This window comes from Pseudoalteromonas sp. SG43-4, from assembly GCF_014164325.1.
Taxonomy (GTDB): domain Bacteria; phylum Pseudomonadota; class Gammaproteobacteria; order Enterobacterales; family Alteromonadaceae; genus Pseudoalteromonas; species Pseudoalteromonas distincta.
The window spans coordinates 83,255-107,516 of record NZ_JACJFB010000007.1 but is presented as its reverse complement, the minus strand read 5'-3'; the positions used below and the strand labels follow the sequence as shown (position 1 = coordinate 107,516).

General features: G+C 41.5%; 12 protein-coding genes. 8 read left to right on the top strand and 4 right to left on the bottom strand.

All coding sequences use genetic code 11. The annotated features are described in order from the left end of the window. Positions 1–2: 2 nt before the first annotated feature. Both H5160_RS08960 and H5160_RS08955 read right to left on the bottom strand, forming a co-directional pair. On the bottom strand, positions 3–1,607 hold the full coding sequence (locus tag H5160_RS08960; protein ID WP_182737265.1) for a diguanylate cyclase: 1,605 nt from the start codon (positions 1,605–1,607) through the stop codon (positions 3–5). A 75-nt stretch (positions 1,608–1,682) separates the two neighbouring features. Continuing rightward, positions 1,683–2,579 carry an AraC family transcriptional regulator gene (locus H5160_RS08955; RefSeq protein WP_182696153.1) on the bottom strand — a complete coding sequence of 299 codons (897 nt, stop codon included), beginning with the start codon at positions 2,577–2,579 and terminating at the stop codon, positions 1,683–1,685. Between the two features lie 185 nt (positions 2,580–2,764). Between H5160_RS08955 and H5160_RS08950 the strand changes: the two genes are divergently transcribed. Then, a complete protein-coding gene (locus H5160_RS08950; RefSeq protein WP_002962851.1) occupies positions 2,765–3,910 on the top strand; it encodes an iron-containing alcohol dehydrogenase in 1,146 nt (381 codons plus the stop codon). A 483-nt stretch (positions 3,911–4,393) separates the two neighbouring features. Then, a complete protein-coding gene (locus H5160_RS08945) occupies positions 4,394–4,840 on the top strand; it encodes a DoxX family protein (RefSeq protein WP_182737264.1) in 447 nt (148 codons plus the stop codon). Positions 4,841–4,890: 50 nt separating this feature from the next. Here the strand turns inward: H5160_RS08945 and H5160_RS08940 are convergent, their stop codons facing one another. Continuing rightward, positions 4,891–7,977 (bottom strand): beta-galactosidase, encoded by a 3,087-nt coding sequence (locus H5160_RS08940; protein WP_182737263.1) that lies wholly within the window; start codon positions 7,975–7,977, stop codon positions 4,891–4,893. A gap of 112 nt (positions 7,978–8,089) precedes the next feature. Between H5160_RS08940 and H5160_RS08935 the strand changes: the two genes are divergently transcribed. The 5 genes from H5160_RS08935 (at position 8,090) to H5160_RS08915 (ending at position 15,101) form a co-directional block, all read left to right on the top strand. Further along, entirely contained in the window at positions 8,090–8,908 is an 819-nt protein-coding gene (locus H5160_RS08935; protein WP_182737261.1) for an AraC family transcriptional regulator, read from the top strand. Between the two features lie 81 nt (positions 8,909–8,989). After that, a complete protein-coding gene (locus tag H5160_RS08930; RefSeq protein ID WP_039490315.1) occupies positions 8,990–9,298 on the top strand; it encodes a hypothetical protein in 309 nt (102 codons plus the stop codon). 150 nt (positions 9,299–9,448) lie between these two features. Beyond that, positions 9,449–10,711 (top strand): TolC family protein, encoded by a 1,263-nt coding sequence (locus H5160_RS08925; protein ID WP_182737260.1) that lies wholly within the window; start codon positions 9,449–9,451, stop codon positions 10,709–10,711. Then, positions 10,708–11,955: an efflux RND transporter periplasmic adaptor subunit gene (locus H5160_RS08920; protein WP_182737259.1), complete on the top strand. Its 1,248-nt coding sequence runs from the start codon at positions 10,708–10,710 to the stop codon at positions 11,953–11,955. Before H5160_RS08925 ends, H5160_RS08920 begins: the two co-directional genes overlap by 4 nt. A gap of 8 nt (positions 11,956–11,963) precedes the next feature. Further along, positions 11,964–15,101 carry an efflux RND transporter permease subunit gene (locus tag H5160_RS08915; protein ID WP_182737257.1) on the top strand — a complete coding sequence of 1,046 codons (3,138 nt, stop codon included), beginning with the start codon at positions 11,964–11,966 and terminating at the stop codon, positions 15,099–15,101. 77 nt (positions 15,102–15,178) lie between these two features. Here H5160_RS08915 and H5160_RS08910 read toward each other — a convergent pair whose 3' ends face one another. Beyond that, on the bottom strand, positions 15,179–16,414 hold the full coding sequence (locus tag H5160_RS08910) for a TMEM143 family protein (protein ID WP_182737255.1): 1,236 nt from the start codon (positions 16,412–16,414) through the stop codon (positions 15,179–15,181). Between the two features lie 343 nt (positions 16,415–16,757). Here H5160_RS08910 and H5160_RS08905 point away from each other — a divergent pair. Next, positions 16,758–24,262, top strand: a 7,505-nt coding sequence (locus H5160_RS08905) for an Ig-like domain-containing protein (RefSeq protein ID WP_182737253.1), incomplete at its 3' end; no start/stop codon positions are given.

Sequence of the window (24,262 nt, the reverse complement as noted above, 5' to 3'; positions counted from 1 at the left end):
AGCTAGCTATCAACTAAAGTGAGCGGCTTTACTTTACGCTGTAGTTTTTCATGATACATAGCGGTGTCGCCGGCTTTTAAAATTTCGTCAATATTTTTAGGAGGCTCACTAAATACGCTGCTACCAATGCTTGCCTTTATAGCAATAGGCTGGTCGTTATGCGTGATGGCGAGTTTATCTAACTCTATTTTTAGATGGTGTGTTTTTGGGCTTACTTGCGCTTTGCTGTAAAAGTGGGCAAGTACTACAAATTCATCGCCGCCTAAGCGGCCGACTGCATCGCTGGTGCGTACAATACTTTTTAAACTGGCGGCTACTTTACATAAAGCTTCATCGCCTACGGCATGCCCATAATTGTCGTTTATCTGTTTAAAGTCATCTAAATCTATATACATTAAACATAAAACTCCGCCTTTTTTTGCATGCAGCTCAATCAGCTCTGATGATTTTTTACCCCAGCCACGGCGGTTTAAAATGCCACAAAGATGATCGTAATCGGCTTCGGTTTCGGCGCGTTTTTGTGCGATTCGCATACGGCTAATACGCCTAGAAACAGCTACTGCTAGTAAAAATGACTCCACAGCGAAAGCCAAAATAAATCCGTAACGTTGCATAAATGGGCTTTGATTAATAAGTAATACTCTAAATATCATGCTTACGAGCACCAAGCTCAATGCTACAAAAACAAGCGTTGCTTCGCGTATTCCTTTGCGAGCCTGTTGTGCCGCTAAAACAAAAATAACAGTCACAATAATTAATGAGCCGTAAGCCATGATGTTGCCAGCTATTTGCCAAATCAAAGTGTTACTGAACAATATTTTTATTAAAGAAAAGCACATAACAATACCGGCCATAATTTTTAAAATCTTACTTGTTTTTGGCCATCTATTGTTTAGTTCAAGTAATGCGCACATAAACCATGTAGCACTGAGTACTGTTAAACCTATGCTGAGTAAGTATAAATCAAATAGGAGTGATGAAACGTGGTCAGTTATAAATAAATAGAGTTGGCCTTCTTGAAGCAAAATAAAGCTGCCAATACAAAAAATATAAGCGCTGTATAGCTTAAATATCTTGTCGTGAAGCCTGTAGCCCATTATAAATACGTAAAAAATGAGTGTGATACACAGCCCATAAAAAGCACCCATAATGAGATTATGTTGCTGTGTTTCTTTAAAAAAAACTTGTGTATTTTGCCACTTAAAGCGTGGTGTATAGTTAAGTTTTGACTCAACTGTAATAATGGCTGTAAAGTTTCCTGAGTCCATTAAAAATGCCACTTGTGCCGATTTTAATGGCTGCTTTATTACACCGTTTTGCTGCCATGTAAAATCATCAAGACCTGGGCGCAAAAACGAAAGTACGCCGCCACGCTTTAACAAGCAGTTAAGCTGAAATTGGTTTGTACCGCGTTTTGCCTGAAGTTCAGAAGTTGTATTAGGTTGTAAAGATGATGGAGGGGACTGACTATTTAAGGGGGTAATATCGCAAAAATCGCCTGCATTGCTATTAAATGCTATTAAGTAAATAAAAAAAAGAAATACGTATTTAGCACCTCCGTGTAAAATATTAGGAACTGTATTTTTATGATATTTTTTGTCAGCCATAAGCACTTCCAAGCTCAACTACATTTTTTTATACTAGCAGAGCCCACCTATTTAGCTATTAGTTAATTAGTTAAATTAACTGTGTAATTGAGTTAATACTTCGCTAGGTGTTTTATTAAAGTGGCGTTTAAATTCGCGGCTAAATTGCGATGGGCTGGTATAGCCAACCTTTAATGCAGCTTCGTTGGCTTTACTTCCACTAGTGGTTATAAGTTCTTTAGCCTTAGCTAAGCGTACTTTTTTTAAATACTGTAGAGGGGATTCAAACGTTACTTGCCTAAAAGCACGATGAAACGACGATACGCTCATGTTTACATCTTCAGCTAACCCTTCAACCGTAATTTGATTGGCATAACTACTGTGCATAGTTGAGAGCGTGCGGGCGATACGTGCATAATGCCCATCATGCATAGCAAGCCCTATTAAAGTATGTCCTTGTGGACCACAAAGTACGCGATATACCAATTCTTTTACTATATCCTCGCCAAAAATGTCAGCCTCAATGGGGTTATTTAAAACAGCTAATAACCGGTGAGTAACGAGCTCCATTGCTGTATCTAAAGTTGCCGACTGTACTGCGCCAATTTGTGCAGAAGACGATGATGCTGAAAGAGGCTTATGCTGCATTATTTGATTAACGAGTTTGTGTAGCATTGCAGGGTTTATATCTATGGCAATGCCCATAACGGGTAAGTCGTTATCAGTAAATGCTTCACACTCTAATGGCACCGGTACGCCAAGGACTAAGTAGTCGCCTGCGCCGTATTTTATTTGATGTTCAGGAAAGTGAATTATTTTATGACCTTGCCCAACAATAATAATACCTGAGTTATATATAAGCGGCTGGCGCGGCGAGCTTTTAGTTGCTCGATGAAAATACACGCCTGGAATGATAGTTTCCATGGTGCCTTCAAAGCTGAGTAATTGATTATGCTCGGCGTATTGTTGCAACATATTGGCTATGGTGGGCATAAAAGGCATCTTTAATTGAGTGTATTTTACGTAAAATAACAATGTTGATAGTTTTAGGCAAGCTTTTGCGAGTTATTGGGCTTTTTTTATGTTTGTTTTGCTACTAATATGCACTCATTGGAATTTAGCTTAGCTAGTGTCTAAGCATTCTATTTAGTATTTAACCGTCACCTAGGAGCAAAATAATGAAATTTAGCTACGTAAATCCAACTCTTATCCAATTCGGTCAGCAACAAATTGCGGCACTATCTGATTTGATCGCAAAAGATCAAAAAGTACTTGTAGTGTACGGCGGCGGTTCAATTAAAAAGAACGGCGTGTACGACCAAGTTGCAGCAGCACTTGAAGGCTTTGACTGGGTTGAGTTTTCGGGCGTTGGCGCTAACCCAACAATTGAAGTGCTAGACCAAGCAGTAAAAATTTGTAAAGAACAAGATATTGACTTCGTATTAGGCGTAGGCGGCGGTTCAGTGATCGACGGCGTTAAATACATTGCCGCATCAGCCGTTTATGATGGCGAAGGTTGGGATATTCCTACTGGTAAGCATACTATTACTAGTGCATTACCAATCGGTGCAATATTAACATTGCCTGCAACGGGTTCTGAATCTAACCAAAACTCAGTTGTGAGCAAAGAAGCAACGAAGCAAAAACTACCGTTTGCATCACCAGAAGTACTTCCTAAATTTGCGATTATGGACCCTGATGTAATGAAAACATTACCGCAGCGCCAACTTGTGAATGGCTTAGTAGATGCATGGGTTCACACCTGTGAGCAGTACCTAACATTCCCTGAAACAGCATTAGTTCAAGAAGGTTACGCTGAAGCACTTTTAAGAACGCTTAAAACTTTAGGTGATAACTTTGAAAACCAAGATGACGCATGGCGTGCAAACCTTATGTGGGCTGCTAACCAAGCACTTAATGGTTTAATTGGTTCTGGTGTATCGCAAGATTGGGCAACACACATGATTGGCCACGAGCTTACAGCCGCTTACGGTGTTGATCATGCACGTTCACTTGCTATTGTTCAGCCTTCTTTATTACGTAACCAATTTGCAGTTAAAAAAGCAAAGCTTGAGCAAATGGGTAAAAACGTATTTGGTCTTGAGCAATCTGAAGATTTAGCAGAGAAAACAATTGCAGCAATTGAGGCGTTTTACCATAGCCTCGACGTAGCGACCCAGCTTACTGAACATGGCGATGATAAAGCCGCTGCTATTGACAATATTATTGGCAAACTTGAAGCTCACGGCATGGTTGCTCTTGGCGAAAACCAAGCTATTACGCTAAAAGAAAGCCGCGAAATTTTAGAGCAAGCGGTTGCTTAATTTTCAAAGCTAAGCGCTTACTTAAATATACTAGGGCGTGTTGATCTTTGGTGGGTGAATTTGCAGCAGTATGTTTGGTTTTTAGGCAAGGCGGTGCCTATGTAGTGTGGTTATTCCCCATGAATAGGCGATAACGCAGCATAAATACCAAACATGCGCTGCCCTTTGGGTTCTTTCTAGGGACGATTAACTCTTTGTTGCTCGGTTTTTACTTAGCCCACTAGGTTACAAACCTCGCGCCGCGATTTAATCGCCCCTAGATTGAACAAATTTCAATCCACAAAGATCAACACGCCCTAAGTAATACGTTAATAAAAAACCGTCAACCTTTGGGTTGGCGGTTTTTTTATGGATTATTATAAATACTGCGTTGCTAATTAACCAATGAGTTCCGTATTAATGTTTTTTAATGATGATAGTAAACTGTGTTCAACGGTTAGGAAAAACCTAACGATTAAATAAATTAAAACAGGACTAAAACTCATGAAATTACTAAACACATTACTTAGCTCAAAAGCAGGCGTAGCAGCATTAATTTTACGAGTACCAGTTGGCCTTATTTTAGCGGCGCATGGTGCACAAAAGCTATTTGCTTGGTTTGGCGGTTACGGGCTTGAAGGTACAGGCCAATGGATGGCGAGTATTGGTTTAGAGCCTGGCTATTGGTTAGCAATGATGGCAGGTAGCGCTGAGTTTTTTGGTGGCATTGCATTAGCAATTGGTTTGTTAACTCGCCCAGCAGCTGTAGTTACGGCGTTTACTATGCTGATTGCTATTTTTAGCGTACATATTAGTAATGGCTTATTTATAGCAAACAATGGCTATGAATACGCATTAACGTTACTTGTAGTAACTTTAGTTTTAGCAATTCAAGGAGCGGGAAGTTTTTCTCTTGATAACGTATTAGCTAAAAAGCTCGCTAATAAATAGTGTGTGTTAATTAAAAATAGCAGCCAATTTGGCCGCTATTTTTGTTTAAATTATTCAGCAGATAATGTTAAAGAATAACTGTACTGCTTTTGCTCAAGTAAATATTCTTTATGGGTACTTGGGCTCCATGAATCATCGCCACCAACCCCCATATGTTGATGATCAATGTGTACATGTACGCAATCATCAGCAATGAGTTCGTTTGTGTGTTTCGCTTGCGTTAACATACTTTGCGAATACTCACTGGCTGCAAATAAAAACGCACCGGTTACGGTTAAATTATTAATACGCAGTAATTGGCAATCACTACGCAGGCCGTTATCGGTTGGGAAAATATACGGGGTATGTAGCTCATTTAAACTTAAGCTGTAATAACCTAAACGTGCTGCGGCTTTGCGATCTGGGTAGTTTTCAAAAGGCCCTAAACCACGCCAGTTTATTTTTGTATCGCTTTGCTTGTTAAGCGTTGTACTTAGCCCTATACGCGGCATTGGCGGTAGAGTATCGTTTAGTTGCACATCAACATTTAAGCTAATATTGCCGGTATTATTTAGTGTATATAGCCATTGTGTTTTTGCTTGTAGCACGCCGTTAAATTCATAATTAAATACACAAGTAATACGTATATCAACGCTTGATTGCACTGCGTGAATTGAGCTACATGTGCGCTGCCATTGCCCTATACCTGCACGTAACCAACGTGCCTCCCATGCATTAGGATCTAGGTTATCTACTTCGCTTACGCCTATGTCGTTATCAAGCGGGGCGCGATAAAAGTTATCAACCAGTGGGCTACTAATAACCTGAGTATCGTTTTGTAACCACTGCTCTATAAGCCCTGATTGCTTACTAAAAACAAGTTTAAATTTATCGTTTTCAATACATAGGTGGGAGTCGGTTTCGTTAACACTTATAGCGCTTTGCTCTGTAGTTGATGCAAATGATTCACTGTTTAAATTATTACTATTTATAAGCTTAAACTGCTCGGTGTTTAATACATGCTCGGCACTTGCAAAGCTACAATCGTTAATTAGTGCTACATCTAAATTAAGGTGGTATTGCGCACCTTGCTCAAACGTTGTTTTAGTTTTAATTGTTAACGTGTGTGTACTTTGCGGAGCAATATTAAGTACATGCTCGCCTTGTTCAACACAGATGCCATTTTGCATTAACTGCCAAACCAGTTTTTCGTTATCCGTGTGTCTAAATACATAATCGCTAAATACATCAACGGTAAATTGGTTTTGAGTCTGCTCGCGCAGCGTAAATTGTAAATGTTGCTGGCTGTATTTAGCTTCAAACAAGCTTGGATGCGGTGTGCGATCTGGAAATAATAAGCCGTTAATACAAAATTGGCGGTCGTTTAGTTCATCACCAAAATCGCCGCCGTAGGCCCAGTAATGCTCACCATTTTCATCAGTTTTAGATAAACCTTGGTCTACCCAATCCCAAATAAAGCCACCTTGCAGGCGAGGGTATTCTCTAAATGCTTGCCAGTAATCGTCAAAGCTACCTAGGCTGTTACCCATTGCATGGGCGTACTCACATAAAATAAGCGGGCGAGTTTCACCCGGTAGGCTTAGCCATTTTTTTATTGAATATTTTGGTACGGCGTCATCGGCAACATGTGTATCTACACGGGCATACATAGGGCAAATAATGTCGGTTGCTGTGGTATTTGCGCCGCCACCTTCGTATTGCACTGGGCGAGAAGGGTCAAAGCTTTTTGACCATCCGTACATAGCATCGTGGTTGGCGCCGTGTCCGCATTCGTTACCCAGTGACCAAATAATAATAGAGGCGTGGTTTTTATCGCGCTCAACCATTTGAGTATAGCGCGACATAAATGCACCAGCCCACTGTGGATCGCTGGCAAGCCTACCCATTGGGAACATGCCATGGGTTTCTATGTTTGCTTCGTCCACTACGTATAAACCTAGCTCGTCGCACAGCTCGTAAAAACGCGGGTGGTTAGGATAGTGAGCAGTACGTACAGCATTAAAGTTATTTTGCTTCATCAGCTTAATATCTTCAATCATATCGGCGGTAGTAACTGTGTGGCCGTTTTCTGGGTGGTGTTCGTGGCGGTTAACACCGCGAATAAGTAGCGGTTTGCCGTTTAAGCAAAGCTGTCCGTTAAGCATTTCCACTTTTCTAAAACCAATGCTATAGGCTTCTGCATCTACTGTGTTGCCTTGCTCATCAAGCAGGCTTACAACGCAGCGGTATAAGTATGGGGTTTCGGCGGTCCACTTTTTAGGGCTTTGTATATCAATTGTTTGAAATACAGCATCGCTCCAGCCGCCTTTTTCATCAACGCGTTTATTGTTAGTGCTTTGTATGTGTGGCTCGCAGAGTGCTTGCTCATTATCAAAAACCTGTACTGCTACTTGGTAGTTATTTGGCGCATTTATCGCCGTTTTTATATGTAGCGTTGCATCGCGATAGCAAGCGTCTAAATTGGGGGTTATAAACACATCACGTATTTGGTTTTGTGGTTTTGTAAGTAAGTTAACATCGCGAAAAATACCGCTTAGCCACCACATGTCCTGATCTTCTAAATAACTGCCATCGCTCCAGCGAATAACCATAACCGCAATACGGTTGGTGCCTACTACTAACAGTTCGCTTAAATCAAACTCGCTCGGTAAGCGGCTATCCTGCGAGTAGCCCACCCATTGACCGTTACACCAAAGGTGAAACGCCGAGTTTACGCCTTCAAAAATAATATGGTTACGCTGCGCTAATTGATCCGCTGTAATAGTAAACTCAGTGCGGTAGCAACCTGTTGGGTTATCGCTTGGTACAAATGGCGGGTTAACTGCAAATGGGTATTTAACATTACAGTAAATAGGTTTATCAAAGCCGTGTAATTGCCAGTTAGAAGGCACAGGAATACTTTGCCAATTTTTGCTTAGTGTTTCACTTAGCAGTGATTCATCAACCGCTTCGGGTTTATCGAATAATTTAAAATCCCATTGGCCGTTTAAACTTTGTTTTTGTGATTGTGTGTTAGTACGGGCATGGTCAACGCTTTTAAATCCATTGAGTGGGCTGTGCGCTTTTACTTGATTAACTTGTACTGAAATTGGGTTTTCCCAATCACGGCGGTTAATTATGTGTTGTAGTGAGTTCATTAGTGTCCTATTGCATGTATGGCAATTATAGTGGCTTAAATATAGCTAAAATAATGCGTTGGGGTTATGCTTAAAGCTCTCTTTTATTTGTCCAAAACTATCATTTTAAATTATGCGCAACACTATTGTAGATGTACTCGATATTGGCCCAGAGTGTACAGAGCGGTTTATTGATTTAACCACGCTTTCGCAAATGCCAAACCTTGAAATAGAGCTGGCAGGTTGCTCTAATTTATTGGGTGACTATTGTGTTGCACGTACTAACCCGCTCGAACACACTCTTTTTTATACTTTGGCTGGTCAGGGCACACTTAAAACAGTTAATAACCAATACTCATTAACTGAAAATAGCTTAGCTATATTGCCTGCAAGGCAAAGTTTTGAGGTTAAAATAGCAAGCGAAAAGTGGGATGTGATTTGGCTAAACCTTGCAAACACTAAACGTTGGCAACATTTAAATTTAGCACAGGCTAAGGTATTAACTAATCAGCAATTAGCGCCATTACATTTAGCTATGGAGCTTTTATATAGCGAAAGTAACGCTACTTTGCGCGAAGGTGTTATGCCTATTTTAAGCCACTATTTAAACACTACGTTGCAAAGCGAGCCGAAAATAGGTGGGCAAAACAGATTAACCAGCTTGTTTTTAGAGGTAGAAGAGCGCTTACAGTTTGATTGGACTATAGAGGTTATGTGCGAGCACGTGCATTACTCAGCACCGCATTTACATAGGTTATGCCAAGCGCAATTTGGTAAAAGCCCTATGCAGCAGCTTATTTATTTACGCATTAAACGAGCTAAAAGCTTACTACTAAATACTCGCTGGCCTGTTTCCCATATTGCTGCTTACGTGGGGTATCCTAATATATTTAATTTTTCTAAACGGTTTAAAAAATCAGTGGGTGTATCACCAAGTGAATTTAGAAAATAACGTAAGCGGCTCTCTACATTTGAATAAATTTAAGGTATTGTGCGATTTCTTAAATTGCATTTTAGAGTTTTTAGGTAGGTAATGCGCTCAAACTACTTTTTAGTCGTGATACTTTTAGTGCTTGTGCACAGCTTTATTAGCTGTGATGCGGCGGCGTATCACCTGCAAGAAGAAGTTGATCACGTTACGCATGTTCATTCTCAAACAAATGCAAACGATGAAGATGCGCAATCACCTACTGAAATACATGCCCATCAGCATTGCCACTGTGGTTACTACAGTACGCTAAATCACTCTATAAGCCCTGAGCAAAGCCAAGCTACACTGCCTGCGTGCTATAGCGGTTTAAACTATCCACCAGATGTTCCGCCACCAAATTTTTATAGCTAGTTTTTAATTTTAAACACTTTGTAAATAACTGCCTGCGCCTGTGCGCTATAAGGCTAGTTATGTACATATTTAGGTTGCTTAATTGCGCTTGTTTTTAAAATAGGCGTAGTGATTAAGTCAACTCTGTTTGTTAAAAAACGGACATGCTATATGAATAAAAAACCACTTATGCTGGTGGCGCTACTGTGCGCATTACCTGCAATGAGCGTTTTGGCAAAAAATGAGCCCCAAAACGTATTAACGCTAAAGCAAGCGCTTAAAAATACCGAGCAGCAAAATGCTGAACTTAAACGCTACCCGTATCATCAAAAAATATTAACGGCGCTTAAAACCCAAGCTGCGCTTTCACCTAATCCTGAGCTGAGTTTTGAAGCTGAAAACTTTTTAGGAACTCACGGCTCTCATGCGTTTTCGGGGGCGCAGTACACGCTGGCTTTAAGTCAATTAATAGAGCTGGGCGATAAACGGCAAAACCGTATTAATTACGCCACTGCCAATATAAAAGCGCAAACAATTGAGTATAAAAATACTCGGTTAGCACTTTTAGCAACCACCGCTGAGCGCTATTACCAAATACTTAAATTTCAGGCGTTAATTGCTTTAAATAGTGAGCGTAAAAACACCGTTAAGCAGGCACTTAACGCAATTGAAAAACGCGCTAAAGCGGGTGCAGCCTCAAGTGCTGATGTAACCCGCATGCGTTATGCATTAAGCCAAGTAGATTTAAATACGCTGATGCTAAATAGCGAATTTGAGCGTGCGCGCTTAGCTCTAACCGAGCTTTGGCAAGAGCCGCAAGTGAGTGATTACTATGCTGGCGATTTATCACAAATAGCTGCTGTTAAAAGTGAAACAGTGCTACTTGATGCGGTAAATACAGCACCTGAATTTGCACTGCTGCAGCAGCAATATATGCAGCAAACGGCTAATTTGTCGCTGCAACGCTCAAGCGGGCAAAGCGATTTAACCCTGGGTGGTGGCGTGCGATATAACCAGCAAACTAATGCCAGCTCGTTGGTGTTTTCTTTTTCAATGCCACTGCAATTAAGCAATTCTAATAGCGGTAATATTGAGGCTGCAAAGCATCAACTTACGCTACTTAATGAGCAACAAGGGCAATTACGTGTTCAGCTACGCCAGCAAATACGCACTTTGTATGCGTATTACCAAGGTAAAACTGCGCAGGCACAGCTATTAACACAGCAAGTTATTCCACAAGCACAAACGCTTATAAAACAAAGTTTAAAAAGCTATCAACAAGGGCAAATATCGGTGTTGCAATTACTCGACGCACAGCAAGCTTTATTTGATTCTAAACGCGCACTTATCAACATCCATAGCGAGCTATATCAAGTGCTGCTTACCCTTGAGCGTTTAACTGGCCAACCTTTAATTGAGACTCATCAATCATGAATAACACTCTTATCGCATTATTTATAACGCAATTATTTACATTCCCATTTTTAAGTAGCACGGCTATGGCATCTGATAGCCATCATGAAAAAGGTCACGAAGAAGGCCACAAAGACGAACAAACACAAAAAGGCCCACACGGCGGATTTTTACTAACCAATAACGCGCTTGATTTAGAGCTTAAGTTAACCCAGTTTGCAGGTAATACCGAGCTGCGAATATATGGGTTTAATAACGATAAAGCTGTGGATATAAACCAGTTAGACGTAACCATAAACGTGCAACGTTTAAGTGAAGAGCCACAGCTTATTCGCTTCAAAGCCGAAGATGACTATTTAGTAAGTACCGTGAGCGTAAACGAGCCGCATTCTTTTAAGCTTGATGTAATGGCACGCTATAAAGGCGTTGAAATAAATTATCATTATGAGCAAGAAGAAGGGCGCACAACGCTAAGCTCCCAAGCAATTGAACGCGCAGGAATTAAAACCGAGATAGCAAAAGCAGGTAGCGTTGAACTAACTGATACTCTATTTGGTGTTATAGCACCCACCGCGCACGGCACCGTTGAAGTAATGGCGCCTTATACCGGCCTAGTTAACGATATTTTTGTAAGCATTGGTCAAAACGTTAAAAAAGGCGATAAGCTTGCCAGTATAACCAACCGCGAAACACTGCAAAATTACACCATAAAAAGCCCAATTACAGGCGTTATTACCGAGCAATATTTAAAGCGCGGTGAGCTTGCCAATAGCGCATTAATGCAAATAGTAAACCTTGAAACCGTATGGGTCGAGCTCTCGGCTTTTCCTGAAAATATTGAAAAGCTCGCCATAGGACAAAGCGCAAAAGTGTACGATTTACATCATCATTTAAATGCGCAAGGTGAGGTGTTTTACATAGCCCCTATGATGAGCGGCGGGCATATTGCGCGTGCGCGAATCGAGCTTAAAAACCCTAATGGTCATTGGCGCCCTGGTATGCATGTTAATAGCGACATTAGTACTGCAAAAGTAGATGCTGCAGTGCGAGTAAAGTCTACAGCTGTGCAGGAATTTAACGGCAAACCTAGTGTGTTTATTAAAAGCGGCAATGTATTTGAAGTACGCCCTGTAAAGCTTGGTGCTAAAAACAGCGAGTGGGTAGAGGTACTTGAGGGGCTCTCGCCAAATAGTGAGTACGTAACGCAAAACAGTTATGTAATTAAAGCCGATATTTTAAAAAGCGGCGCAAGCCACTCACACTAGGAGGCAGCATGATTGATTGGATAGTTTCTTTTGCGGTTAAACGCCGAATGATGGTGCTTGCGCTCACGCTTTTATTTGCTGGGTTTGGTGTATACAACACACAAAATTTAGCCGTTGATGCCGTACCCGATATAACTAATGTGCAAGTACAAATAAATACAAAAGCGCCTGGGTTTACCCCGCTTGAAGCAGAGCAGCGCATTACCTATTTAATTGAAACCGCTATGGCGGGCATACCAAAGCTTGATTACACTCGTTCGATTTCGCGTTATGGACTTTCGCAAGTTACCGTTATTTTTAACGAAGGCACCGATATTTACTGGGCGCGCCAGCAAATATCAGAGCGCATTCAAAGTATTCGCTCAGACTTGCCAGCCAATATTGAGCCAAACTTAGGGCCAATTGCCAGCGGGCTAGGGGAGATTTTTACTTACTCTGTGCATGCAAATAAAGGCGCATCAAAAGACGATGGCACGCCATTTAACGCAGAGGATTTACGTACTCTGCAAGATTGGGTTATTCGCCCGCAGCTATTAAAAGTAAAAGGCGTTACCGAAATAAACAGCCAAGGTGGCTTTGAGCGCCAGTACCAAGTAGCGCCCATGCCTGAAAAACTACTCGCTTATAAGCTCACGCTAAGCGATGTAATTACTGCACTTAAATTAAATAACAGTAATCAAGGCGCAGGGTTTATAGAACGTTTTGACGGACAATATTTAGTGCGCTCGCCAGGGCAATTAAAAACCATTGATGACATCGCTAACACGGTTATTGCTAAGCGAGATGATGCACCGGTACGGATTAAAGATGTAGCAAATGTGCGTTTAGGTAAAGAGCTTAGAACCGGCGCTGCTACTTATAACGGTAAAGAAACCGTGCTCGGCACCGCCATGATGCTAATTGGCGAAAACAGTCGCGTAGTGGCAAAAGCCATGGCTGATAAACTCAAAGACGTACAGCTAAGCTTGCCTGAAGGTGTTGTGGTAGAAGCAGTTTATGACCGCACAACCCTTGTTGATAAAACCATAGCAACCGTAAAAACCAACCTGTTCGAAGGCGCGGTGCTAGTGATTGTTATTTTGCTGCTGTTATTAGGTAATGTAACTGGTGCGCTTATTACGGCAATGGTTATTCCGCTTAGTATGTTATTTGCCGTTACCGGCATGGTTGGTAATCGCGTATCGGGTAATCTAATGAGTTTAGGCGCAATCGACTTTGGTTTAATCGTTGATGGCGCTGTAATTGTGGTTGAAAACTGTTTAAGGCAATTAGGCCTTGCGCAGCATAAACATGGCCGGCTACTTACTTTAAACGAGCGTTTAAGTGTTGTAACCGCCGCTACTAAAGAAGTGTTCAGTCCAGCAGTATTTGGCATTTTAATTATTATGCTGGTGTATTTGCCGCTGTTTGCACTTAGTGGGGTTGAGGGAAAAATGTTTCAGCCAATGGCATTTACGGTTGTAGCCGCACTAGTTGGCGCACTTATTTTTGCTGTTACCTTTGTACCTGCCGCTATTGCGGTATTTGTGCGAGGAAAAGTAAGCGAGAGCGAAAATGCCGTTATGCGGGGTATTAAAAAAGGCTACAAACCACTGCTTGGTTTATCGCTTAAGTTGCCGTGGGTAATGTTAAGCATTGCTGCTGTGCTTGTAATTGCACTTGGCTTTAAAGTTAAAAATATGGGCGCTGAATTTTTACCGCAGCTTGATGAAGGCGATATAGCCATGCACGCACTGCGCATTACCGGCACCGGTATTGAACAATCGGTAAAAATGCAAAAAGAGCTAGAGCAAGCCATTTTAGACATACCTGAAGTTGAAAAAGTATTTTCAAAAATTGGCACTCCAGATGTAGCAAACGATCCTATGCCACCTAACGTTGCCGACACCTTTTTAATGTTAAAGCCGCGCGAACAATGGCCTAATCCCGCTTTAAGTAAAGAAGATCTAGTTAAGCAAATTCGCCATTTAGTAAATGAAGTACCAGGTAATAATTATGAGTTTACGCAACCTATAGAAATGCGTTTTAACGAGTTAATAGCAGGCGTGCGCGCCGACGTTGCGGTGCGTATTTATGGCGATGATTTATCAACATTAAAACAGTATGGCGAAAAAGCCACAGCCTTGGTGCAAAACATTACAGGCGCAACTGATGTACGCCTTGAGCAAATGGAAGGTTTGCCTACACTTTCGGTAACGCCGCTTCGCGATCATATGGCGCTGTTAGGTTTAACCGTAACCGATATACAGCAAAGTGTAAGTGCTGCGGTAGGCGGTGTACAAACCGGGCTTATTTATGAAGGCGATAAACGCTTTTCGTTATTAGTGCGTTTAGATGAGCGCTGGTCAAACGATGTATCACAGCTTGCGCGTTTGCCAGTGGCCGTGCCCAAAAGTGCCAACCCAGACCTTGCATTTGTACCGCTTGGCGAAGTTGCAAATATTAGTATTGATAAAGGGCCTAATCAAATAAACCGTGAAAGCGGTAAGCGTAATGTTGTTGTTACTGCAAATGTAGAAGGGCGTGATTTAGCAAGCTTTGTAAGTGATGCACAAGCCGCTTTAAATTCAGATCTTAATTTACCAAGTGGTTATTGGATTGAATACGGTGGCACATTTGAGCAATTAGAATCGGCAAGTAAGCGGTTATCGCTGGTGGTGCCAGTTACTTTATTGCTTATATTTGGCCTGCTTTACAGTGCGTTTAATTCACTGCGTGATTCGTTAATTATATTTAGCGGCGTACCACTTGCACTGACAGGTGGCGTGCTTGCGTTACTATTACGCGATATGCCGTTATCAATATCGGCAGGCGTGGGGTTTATAGCGCTAAGTGGTGTCGCGGTATTAAATGGTGTGGTTATGCTGTCGTTTATTAAACAATTAAGAGCCGATGGGCTCAGTTTAATTGATGCGATACAAACCGGTGCACTTTCGCGCCTGCGTCCAGTACTTATGACCGCTTTAGTGGCAAGTTTAGGGTTTATTCCTATGGCGCTAAATACTGGCACCGGCGCTGAGCTACAAAGGCCGCTGGCGACGGTTGTTGTAGGAGGGATTATTTCATCAACCTTACTTACGCTATTAATATTGCCTGCACTTTATAAGCTAGTACATGCAAAATTTAATAGGCATCAAGCAGCTTAGCCAGTTGAAGCTCAATACATAACGTAAAAAGCAGCTGAAATTTCAGCTGCTTTTTGTTGTTAAGTAAACTTTGCAGGTTAATTATATTGAAACAAGTTATCCCAGCGCTCATCCAAAATAGTTTTTGCGTGTTCCAAATTTATTGCGCTATACACATCATTAGTGCACGTTACTAAGCGCATACGCTCCAACTTTTCAAGCGCATCGCTAATTTCAAAATCAAGATCGCACTGGTATTTGCTTTTAAACCAATGCTCTATTTGTTCATCAAGCGTTTGGGCGGTTAAGCCGTTTTCTGATTTTAGTAAAAACGTATACGCAAGCAGCGCTTCTTTTATGTCTTCCTCTTCGGCGGCGTCTATAAGGGTGTGAAAAACACCGGCGTTATTATCAAGGTTTTTAAAGTAGAGGTTATCGCTAAGCGCTTTCATAAATTTAATTTTACGGTTTTTAAACTTACTCCACTCTTTAAAAATAAAGCTGCCAAATACTCCCATGCCAATAGCAAAGGTAATAAAGTGTTGTTGCGTCATTTCGACAGCTTCACTTCTAAAGCCCCCCCAAAAAGCAAACAGAGCAAGCAATAATAAAATTGATGCACCAAGCTTAGTTATAAGTACCACTGCACCGCCAACTAAAGCCGATGAGCCAATAATTGCTTTATCAATAGGGCGCATGCGTACTTCGCTATTAGGAAATAGCATTTCGAGATCGGCCTTTGGCACATTTTGAAACAGCTTAACTATGGTCGAACTTGGCTCAAACCCTAAAGGCGTTTTATTTTTAGCCTCAAAGTAGGCTTTATCTTTAAAGCGAATAAACACCGCAACGCGGTCGTAATTGGTAAAGTGCAGGGGCTTTTTACGCAAGCCCCAAAAGCTGGTTATTGTTTCAGTAAGTTGTGATTCGCCACGACGATAAAAAACCACTTCTTCAAAGTCGTCAAACTCTACCTCAAGGCGTACTTTAAAAAGGGATTCTTCGTTGAGTGCATCTTGCAGGTCTTGATGGGTGATCACTTCAAAGTTAGCTGCATTAAGTACCTTAGCAAAATCTTTAGCAAATTCGCGTTGGCACTGCGCTTTTTGATCAGCTGATACTGGCGCTAAAGATCGCGTATCGCTATTAGGATCAAAGGGCGCGTAGTTATTTTTGAGCGACTCAAGTGTTGAATGGTAATCGTAATGGATAAGGCTTGCTAATAAATCGCAAAATTGTTTAAACGATGTTTGCTCTGAGTTGTTTGTGAGCTCAGCGCTGCACATATCAACAATATCTTGTTTTCTAAAGGGAATAAAACGTGCACTTTGCATTTGTTTGACTAATTTGGAAATGAAACTACCTTTAGGGATGTTAATTTATTCCCAATAAAATTGCTAACATATAAATTTACAAATAACTAAGTTTATTGAATCCAAATCACCCCTTCATACGTTGTATACATATAGCAGTTACATTTTTCTAATTGTTTTGTATTGCAATTTTGATATTATCTTATAAATAATAACTATATTTAAAACTTAACCATTATAAAATCCAATAAAAAGGTACTGTAAGATGTTATTTTTTTGTATCATTAACTGGATTTTGTAACGATTAGAGCTACCTTTTGGCTAAGCCGCTATTTACTCTCATTAACTATTTAGGAAATTCACTTTGGAAAATATAAGTAAAGCTGTTGTTATTGTCGAACTACTAAGTGATGTCTGGGTTGTTATGGATAATGGAGATTGGGTCAAGGTAGACTCTATACCAGAGCAACTTGCCGACCTACCTGTGTTAAATAGCAGCGACATTGCATTAGAGGGGAACGAGCTGGTTTTTTCTGAAACCAGTGAACAGCTTGTTGTACCTCAAGATATTATTTCACAGCTTGTATCGGATTTAAGCCAAAATAGTACCTTTGACGCCCGCAGCAATACCAGTAGCGTTACATCTTTATCCTCAAGTGATGCTAATGAAGCTCAAGTGGCTTATCAACTTATTGCTCGCCAAGGGCAAGAGCTTGTTCCTGAATCAGGCTATGAAACAACACCTACCGATACAACAGAAGAAGAAGATCCTAATTTTATTGAGTTCAGACCCGACCCTATTTTTACTGTAGGTCAGCTCGGTGGCGATGGTGTGTTTATTAATAAATACGATGCTGTGGCTTTGGAATTTTCCGGTACTGTTGAAAATGTACCCGATGGCTCGTTAGTACAAATAGTTTTAAGTGATAGCGACGGCAACGAAATAATTGTTACAACCGAAGTGCAAGATGGTGTTTGGTCTGTAACAAATATTGATATTACTGCTCTAAATGATGGTGAAGTGACTGCAACGGTTTCTCTTGTAGGGGGCAACGAAGATGATGCAGCGAGTGAAACTAAAGTAAAAGATACTCAAGCAGATATTTTTATTGATTTTGAGGATGGCTTAAACACTAATCAACCAATTGATTTTGAAGGTGAAGTGCAAGATGTGCAAGATGGACAGCTGGTAACAGTGACCATTTTTGATGCGCAAGGTAACCCTATAGCAACGTATGAGGCAACAGTCATTAATGGTCAATGGAGTGTTGGCCCTGAACCTTTTGCCGATTTACCTGATGGAAATTACACCATACAAGTTAGTACCATTGATGAAGCGGGTAATGACACGCAAACTCAAAAATCATTCTCAAAAGATACTACGGCCATTATAACAATAGACGTTAATGAAACCGAAGATGGCGTAATAAATAACTCAGAAAACGTAGTACAAGTAAGCGGAACAGTTGAAGGTATTGAAGATGGTCAAACAGTCTTAGTAACCCTAACAGACATAGATGGCAATGAAGTGAGTGTTGAGGCTGTTGTTGAAAATGGCCAGTACCAATTAGAAGTCGATATTTCTTCGTTAAGTGATGGAGAGATCACAGCAACCGCGCAAGCACAAGATTTATTAGGTAACGAAAGCACCGCGTCTCAGGTTATTTCACATGATAAAACAGCACAGCTCACCGTCGAAATAGACTCAACACAAGATGGCGTTATCAATAGCGAAGAAGAGAGTAACGTAACTGTACGAGGTGTAGTAACTGGTATTGAAGACGGCCAAACAGTGACTGTTGTATTGAGTGACGGCGTTAACCCTCCAATTACATTAACGGCAATCGTAGTTAATGGCAGTTATGAAATAGCCGGTGTTGATATTTCATCGTTAAATGATGGCACTATTAGTGCAAATGCAACTGCTCAAGATATTTCAGGAAACCCAGCAAGCGCGAGCGATGAAGCGCAATATGACAGCTCTGTTGCAACAAGCATAGTGGCACAAGATATTGATGGGGTTATTAATAGCGCCGAGCAAAATAATGTACAACTTAGTGGCTCGGTTACAGATATTGAGCCAGGCCAATTAGTTACCGTTACTTTTACGGATAGTAATAATCAGCAAGTAGTAGTAACAGCTGAAGTTGATGCTGATGGGAATTGGCAAATTAGCGGTGATATTGAATCTTTAGCTGATGGCGAAATCTCAGCGCAAATAAGTATTTTTGATGCAGCTGGGAATGAGGCCACTCAAGAGGTTACTTTTTCAAAAGACACACAAAGCACGCTAACACTTAATATTGATAAAACTGAAGATGGCGTTATAAATGGCAGCGCTGAAAACACCGATATTTCGCTTAGCGGCATAGTAAATGGTGTTGAAGATGGCCAAGAAGTTACCATTATATTTACAGACTCATTAGGCAATGAAGTGGTTGTTACCGCAATTGTTGAAAATGGTAATTACGCGCTTTCAGGTGTGGATATTTCTGCACTTAATGATGGCGATATTTCGGTATCAGCAAGTGTGCTTGATACGGCTGGAAATACCGCAGTTGCAGTAGATTCTTTTGAAATAGATAACAGCGCATTAATAACTGCATCAATAGATAAAACAGATGATGGAGTGATTAACGGGCAAGACGACGATCTTCGCGATAATGTTAATACAGCAGAAAATGCAGGTGTGGTTGTACGCGGTACTGTAGAAGATGTTGAAGATGGCCAAATAGTTACTGTAACGTTGAGCGACGGTATTAACCCTCCGGTAATTACTCAGGCTGTAGTTCAAAATGGTCAATATGTTACAGAGCCAATGGACGCAACAGGCTTAAATGATGGCACTATGATCGCCACAGCAGAGGTTGCTGATGCAGCCGGTAACCCTATTAGTGCCCAAGATAATGTTGAAATAGACACAACTGCAGCAATCACAACTAGCATTGATAAAACAGCTGATTCGGTTATTAATGGCAGTAACGAAAATCAAGAAATTGTAGTGCGTGGCACCGTGAATGGCATTGAAGATGGCCAAGTTGTAACTATCACCCTAAGGGATGGTGTAAACCCAGATATAGCTGTGCAAGCAATTGTACAAAATGGTGAATATGTCACAGCTCCTATAGATGCAAGCTCTTTAAACGATGGCGATATTGTGGCAAGAGCCGACGTCTCTGATTTAGCTGGCAATGAAGCCACAGCAAGAGACACCGTTGAAATAGACAAATTAGCAGACATTACAACCAACATTGATAAAACAGCCGACGGTGTTATTAACGGCAGCGGCGAAAGTGCAGCCATTGTTGTACGCGGTACTGTAGAAGATGTAGAAGATGGCCAAATAGTTACTGTAACAATAAGCGATGGCGTTAACCCTGCGGTGACTACAACTGCAACCGTGATCAATGGTGAATATGTAACAACTCCTATTGATGCAAGTAGCTTAAACGACGGCACATTAACCGCCACTGCAAGTGTATCTGATATCGCGGGCAACCCTGTAAGCGCACAAGATAGCGTTGAGCTTGATAACACTGCCGCCATTACCACAAGCATTGATAAAACAGCCGATGGCGTTATTAACGGTAACGGCGAAAGTGCAGCCATTGTTGTGCGCGGAACAGTTAGCGATGTTGAAGATGGTCAAACAGTTACGGTTACTATTAGCGATGGTGTTAACCCACCGGTTGAAGTGCAAGCCATTGTAGAAAATGGCGAATATGTAACAACTCCTATTGATGCAAGCAGCTTAAACGACGGCACATTAACCGCCACTGCTACAGCGTCTGATTTAGCTGGTAACCCTATTAGTGCGCAAGATAGCGTTGAGCTCGATAACACTGCCGCCATTACCACAAGCATTGATAAAACAGCCGATGGCGTTATTAACGGTAACGGCGAAAGTGCATCCATTGTTGTGCGCGGAACAGTTAGCGATGTTGAAGATGGCCAAACAGTTACGGTTACTATTAGCGATGGTGTTAACCCGCCAGTTGAAGTACAAGCAATTGTTAATAACGGCGAATATGTCACAGATCCAATTGATGCTAGCAATCTAAACGACGACACATTAACCGCTACAGCTAGCGTATCTGATAAAGTAGGCAACCCGGTAACAGCGCAAGATACGGTCGAGCTTGATAACACGGCAGCCATCACCACCAGTATTGATAAAACAGCCGACTCAGTTATTAACGGTAACGGCGAAAGTGAAGCTATCGTTGTACGCGGTACGGTTACCGACGTTGAAGATGGTCAAACGGTTACGGTAAGCATTAGCGATGGCGTTAACCCACCAGTTGAAGTACAAGCAACCGTTCAAAACGGTGAATATGTAACAGATCCAATTGATGCTAGTGCACTAAACGATGGCACATTAACCGCTACAGCTAGCGTATCGGATGAGGCAGGTAACCCTGTAACAGCACAAGATACCGTCGAGCTTGATAACACCGCTGCAATAACCACAAACATTGATAAAACAGCCGACGGTGTTATTAACGGCAACGGCGAAAGTGAAGCAATCGTTGTGCGCGGTACAGTTACCGATATTGAAGATGGCCAAACGGTTACGGTAAGCATTAGCGATGGCGTTAACCCACCAGTTGAAGTACAAGCAACCGTTCAAAACGGTGAATACGTGACCGATCCGATTGATGCAAGCAACCTTAATGATGGCACATTAACCGCTACTGCGACTGCATCTGATAAAGCAGGCAACCCGGTAACAGCACAAGATTCAGTCGAGCTTGATAACACGGCTGCCATCACCACCAGTATTGATAAAACAGCCGATTCAGTAATTAACGGTAACGGCGAAAGCGCGGCAATTATTGTACGCGGTACGGTTACCGACGTTGAAGATGGCCAAACGGTTACGGTAAGCATTAGCGATGGCGTTAACCCAGCTGTAACTACAACTGCAACAGTGACCAACGGCGAATACGTGACCGATCCGATTGATGCAAGCAATCTTAACGATGGCACATTAACCGCTACAACTAGCGTATCTGATAAAGCAGGCAACCCTGTAACAGCGCAAGATTCAGTTGAATTAGACAAGCTAGCAGAAATTGATATTGCACTGTTTGATGACGATCAAGTAATTAATAGCTTAGAGCAAGCGAGTGCTGTGTTAACGGGTAATACTGTAGATGTAGAGCAAGGGCGAGAAGTTACATTAACGCTTACCGACAGCAATAGTGTGTCTAAAGTAATAACTGCTATCGTTAGCGATAATGGCACATGGGAAGTTACTACTGATCAAATTGCTGACTTAGCCGAAGGTCAAATTAACGCAGTTGTAGCAGTCACAGATTCAGCTGGGAACTCTGCAAATTCAGAGCTTACTTTTACAAAAGACACGCTAAGCAGCGTAACTTTAAATATTGCACAAACAGACGACGGTGTTATTAACGGCAGTAACGAAAACTCGCAAATAACCATAACCGGCGCAGTTGAAAACATAGAAAATGGTCAATCAATTACAGTAACCGTATCTGACGGTGAAAACCCAGACATTGAATTAATAGGCACTGTTACTAACGGTCAATACAGTTTTGAAAATGTAGATATATCGGGCTTAAATAACGGCACAATTACAGCCACTGCCGTTGTTTTAGACTTAGCGGGTAATACAGCCACAGCAAACGACACTGTTTTATTAGATCAGCTAGCCAGTGTAACTGTAGATATAAACGATACAGGCGATAATGTAATTAATGGCAACTCAGAAAATACAGTTGTTAGCATTACAGGTGATGTAACTAACATTGAAAACGGTCAAACAGTCTCAGTAGTTGTGAGTGATGGCACAAATACTGAAACATTTACTGCTGAAGTAATTAACGGCGCTTATACAATTACAGATGCTGATGTATCAGCTTTAAATGATGGTACATTAACCGCAACAGCTACTGTAACCGATGTAGCAGGTAATACCGCTACAAGTAACGACACTGCCGAGCACGATAAGCTAGCCAGTACCACAATAGAAGTCGCTGAAAACGATGATGTAGTGAATGCAGTCGAGCAAAGCAATGTAATTATAAGCGGTACAGTTACCGATGTTGAAGCTACACGAGAAGTAACCGTTACATTTAGTGACGGCACCAACTCAGTTACTGCAAAAGTTGATGTAGATAGCGATGGCAACTGGCAAATAAACCCAAGTGACATAAGTACACTTACCGATGGCGAAATTGCAGTAAGCGTAAGCGTATTTGATAACGCAGGCAACGAAGCTGTAAACAACACTACATTTAATAAAGATACACAAGCAACTACATCGTTAGAACTTGCCGATAACGTAATTAATGCAGCAGAAGACGAAGCCGTAGCACTTAGCGGAAAAGTAGATGACGTAGAGTCAACCAACAATGTAACGGTTACCTTTACCGATCAAAACGGTAAAACAGAGACAATTGAAAACATTGTTTTAGACAGTGATGGTAATTGGTCTGTTACCGCTGCAAATATTAGCGAACTAGCCGATGGTGAAGTAATCGCAAGTGTCAGCGTATTTGATAACGCAGGTAACGAAGCGGTTAATAGTGCAGAATTTATAAAAGACACCCAAGCAACTACCACCATAGAGCTTGCAGATACGCTTATTAATGCAGCCGAAGATGAAGCCGTAGCACTCAGCGGAAAAGTAGATGACGTAGAGTCAACCAACAATATAACGGTTACCTTTACCGATCAAAACGGTAAAACAGAAACAATTAAAAACATTGTTTTAGACAGTGATGGTAATTGGTCTGTTACCGCTGCAAATATTAGCGAATTAGCCGATGGCGACATTACAGCAAGTGTAAGCGTGTTTGATAACGGAGGTAACGAAGCAGTAAATAGCACAACATTAGTTAAAGATACCCAAGCCACAATTAACGTAAATGTAGGTGATGACGCATTTATTAATGAACAAGAGCAAGCAACAGCAAAAATTGGTGGCACAATTAGTGATGTAGAGTCAGGACAAGAAGTTGATATTGTACTAAAAGACAATAACGGTGATGAGTTGTTTACCGCTACCACCACCGTAGATGCGCAGGGTAACTGGGAGCTTAATAGCTCTATTTTACGGGTTTTATCAGATGGCGATTACACAGTAGATGTAAGCACGCAAGATATAGCGGGTAATCCAGCAACAAGCACCCTCAACTTTACAAAAGACACCCAAGCCAGTACAACGCTAGTGCTTGAAGACTCAGTAATAAACGCAGCAGAAGACGAAGCGGTAAGTGTAAGCGGTAAAGTTGATGACGTAGAATCAACAAACAGCATTACCGTAACCTTTACAGATAAAGACGATAAAAAAGTAACCGTTGATAATGTAACCATAAATGCCGATGGCACATGGGAAGTAAGTGACGAAGATATAAGCTCACTTGCAGATGGCGACGTAACAGTAAGTGTTAGCGTATTTGATAACGCCGGCAATGAAGCGGTAAATACCGAAACACTAATTAAAGACACCAACGCCAATGTAACCGTTGAAATACAAGATACAGCCGATAACGTTATTAACGGCAATGGCGAAAACACAAACGTAACCATAAACGGCACCGCCGTTGGTGTTGAAAATGGCCAAACGGTTACCGTAGTAGTTAGTGATGGCACAAATAGTGAAACTTTCACCGCACTCGTTACTGATGAAGCGTACACAATCACAGGCGCAGACGTATCAGAGCTTAACGATGGCACATTAACCGCCACAGCCACAGTAAGTGATGTAGCAGGTAATACAGCAACCGCTACAGACACCGCCATTCACGATAAAACAGCCGTAACCAGCATTGATGTTGCAACAGGTGATGACGCTGTTATTAATACTGCAGAGCAAAGTAATGTAGTCGTAAGCGGTGT

What these genes read in the sequence shown, in the direction of transcription:
- H5160_RS08960 (WP_182737265.1), bottom strand. Translation starts at nt 1,607, where the DNA reads ATGGCTGACAAAAAATATCATAAAAATACAGTTCCTAATATTTTACAC.
- H5160_RS08955 (WP_182696153.1), bottom strand. Translation starts at nt 2,579, where the DNA reads ATGCCCACCATAGCCAATATGTTGCAACAATACGCCGAGCATAATCAA.
- H5160_RS08950 (WP_002962851.1), top strand. Translation starts at nt 2,765, where the DNA reads ATGAAATTTAGCTACGTAAATCCAACTCTTATCCAATTCGGTCAGCAA.
- H5160_RS08945 (WP_182737264.1), top strand. Translation starts at nt 4,394, where the DNA reads ATGAAATTACTAAACACATTACTTAGCTCAAAAGCAGGCGTAGCAGCA.
- H5160_RS08940 (WP_182737263.1), bottom strand. Translation starts at nt 7,977, where the DNA reads ATGAACTCACTACAACACATAATTAACCGCCGTGATTGGGAAAACCCA.
- H5160_RS08935 (WP_182737261.1), top strand. Translation starts at nt 8,090, where the DNA reads ATGCGCAACACTATTGTAGATGTACTCGATATTGGCCCAGAGTGTACA.
- H5160_RS08930 (WP_039490315.1), top strand. Translation starts at nt 8,990, where the DNA reads ATGCGCTCAAACTACTTTTTAGTCGTGATACTTTTAGTGCTTGTGCAC.
- H5160_RS08925 (WP_182737260.1), top strand. Translation starts at nt 9,449, where the DNA reads ATGAATAAAAAACCACTTATGCTGGTGGCGCTACTGTGCGCATTACCT.
- H5160_RS08920 (WP_182737259.1), top strand. Translation starts at nt 10,708, where the DNA reads ATGAATAACACTCTTATCGCATTATTTATAACGCAATTATTTACATTC.
- H5160_RS08915 (WP_182737257.1), top strand. Translation starts at nt 11,964, where the DNA reads ATGATTGATTGGATAGTTTCTTTTGCGGTTAAACGCCGAATGATGGTG.
- H5160_RS08910 (WP_182737255.1), bottom strand. Translation starts at nt 16,414, where the DNA reads ATGCAAAGTGCACGTTTTATTCCCTTTAGAAAACAAGATATTGTTGAT.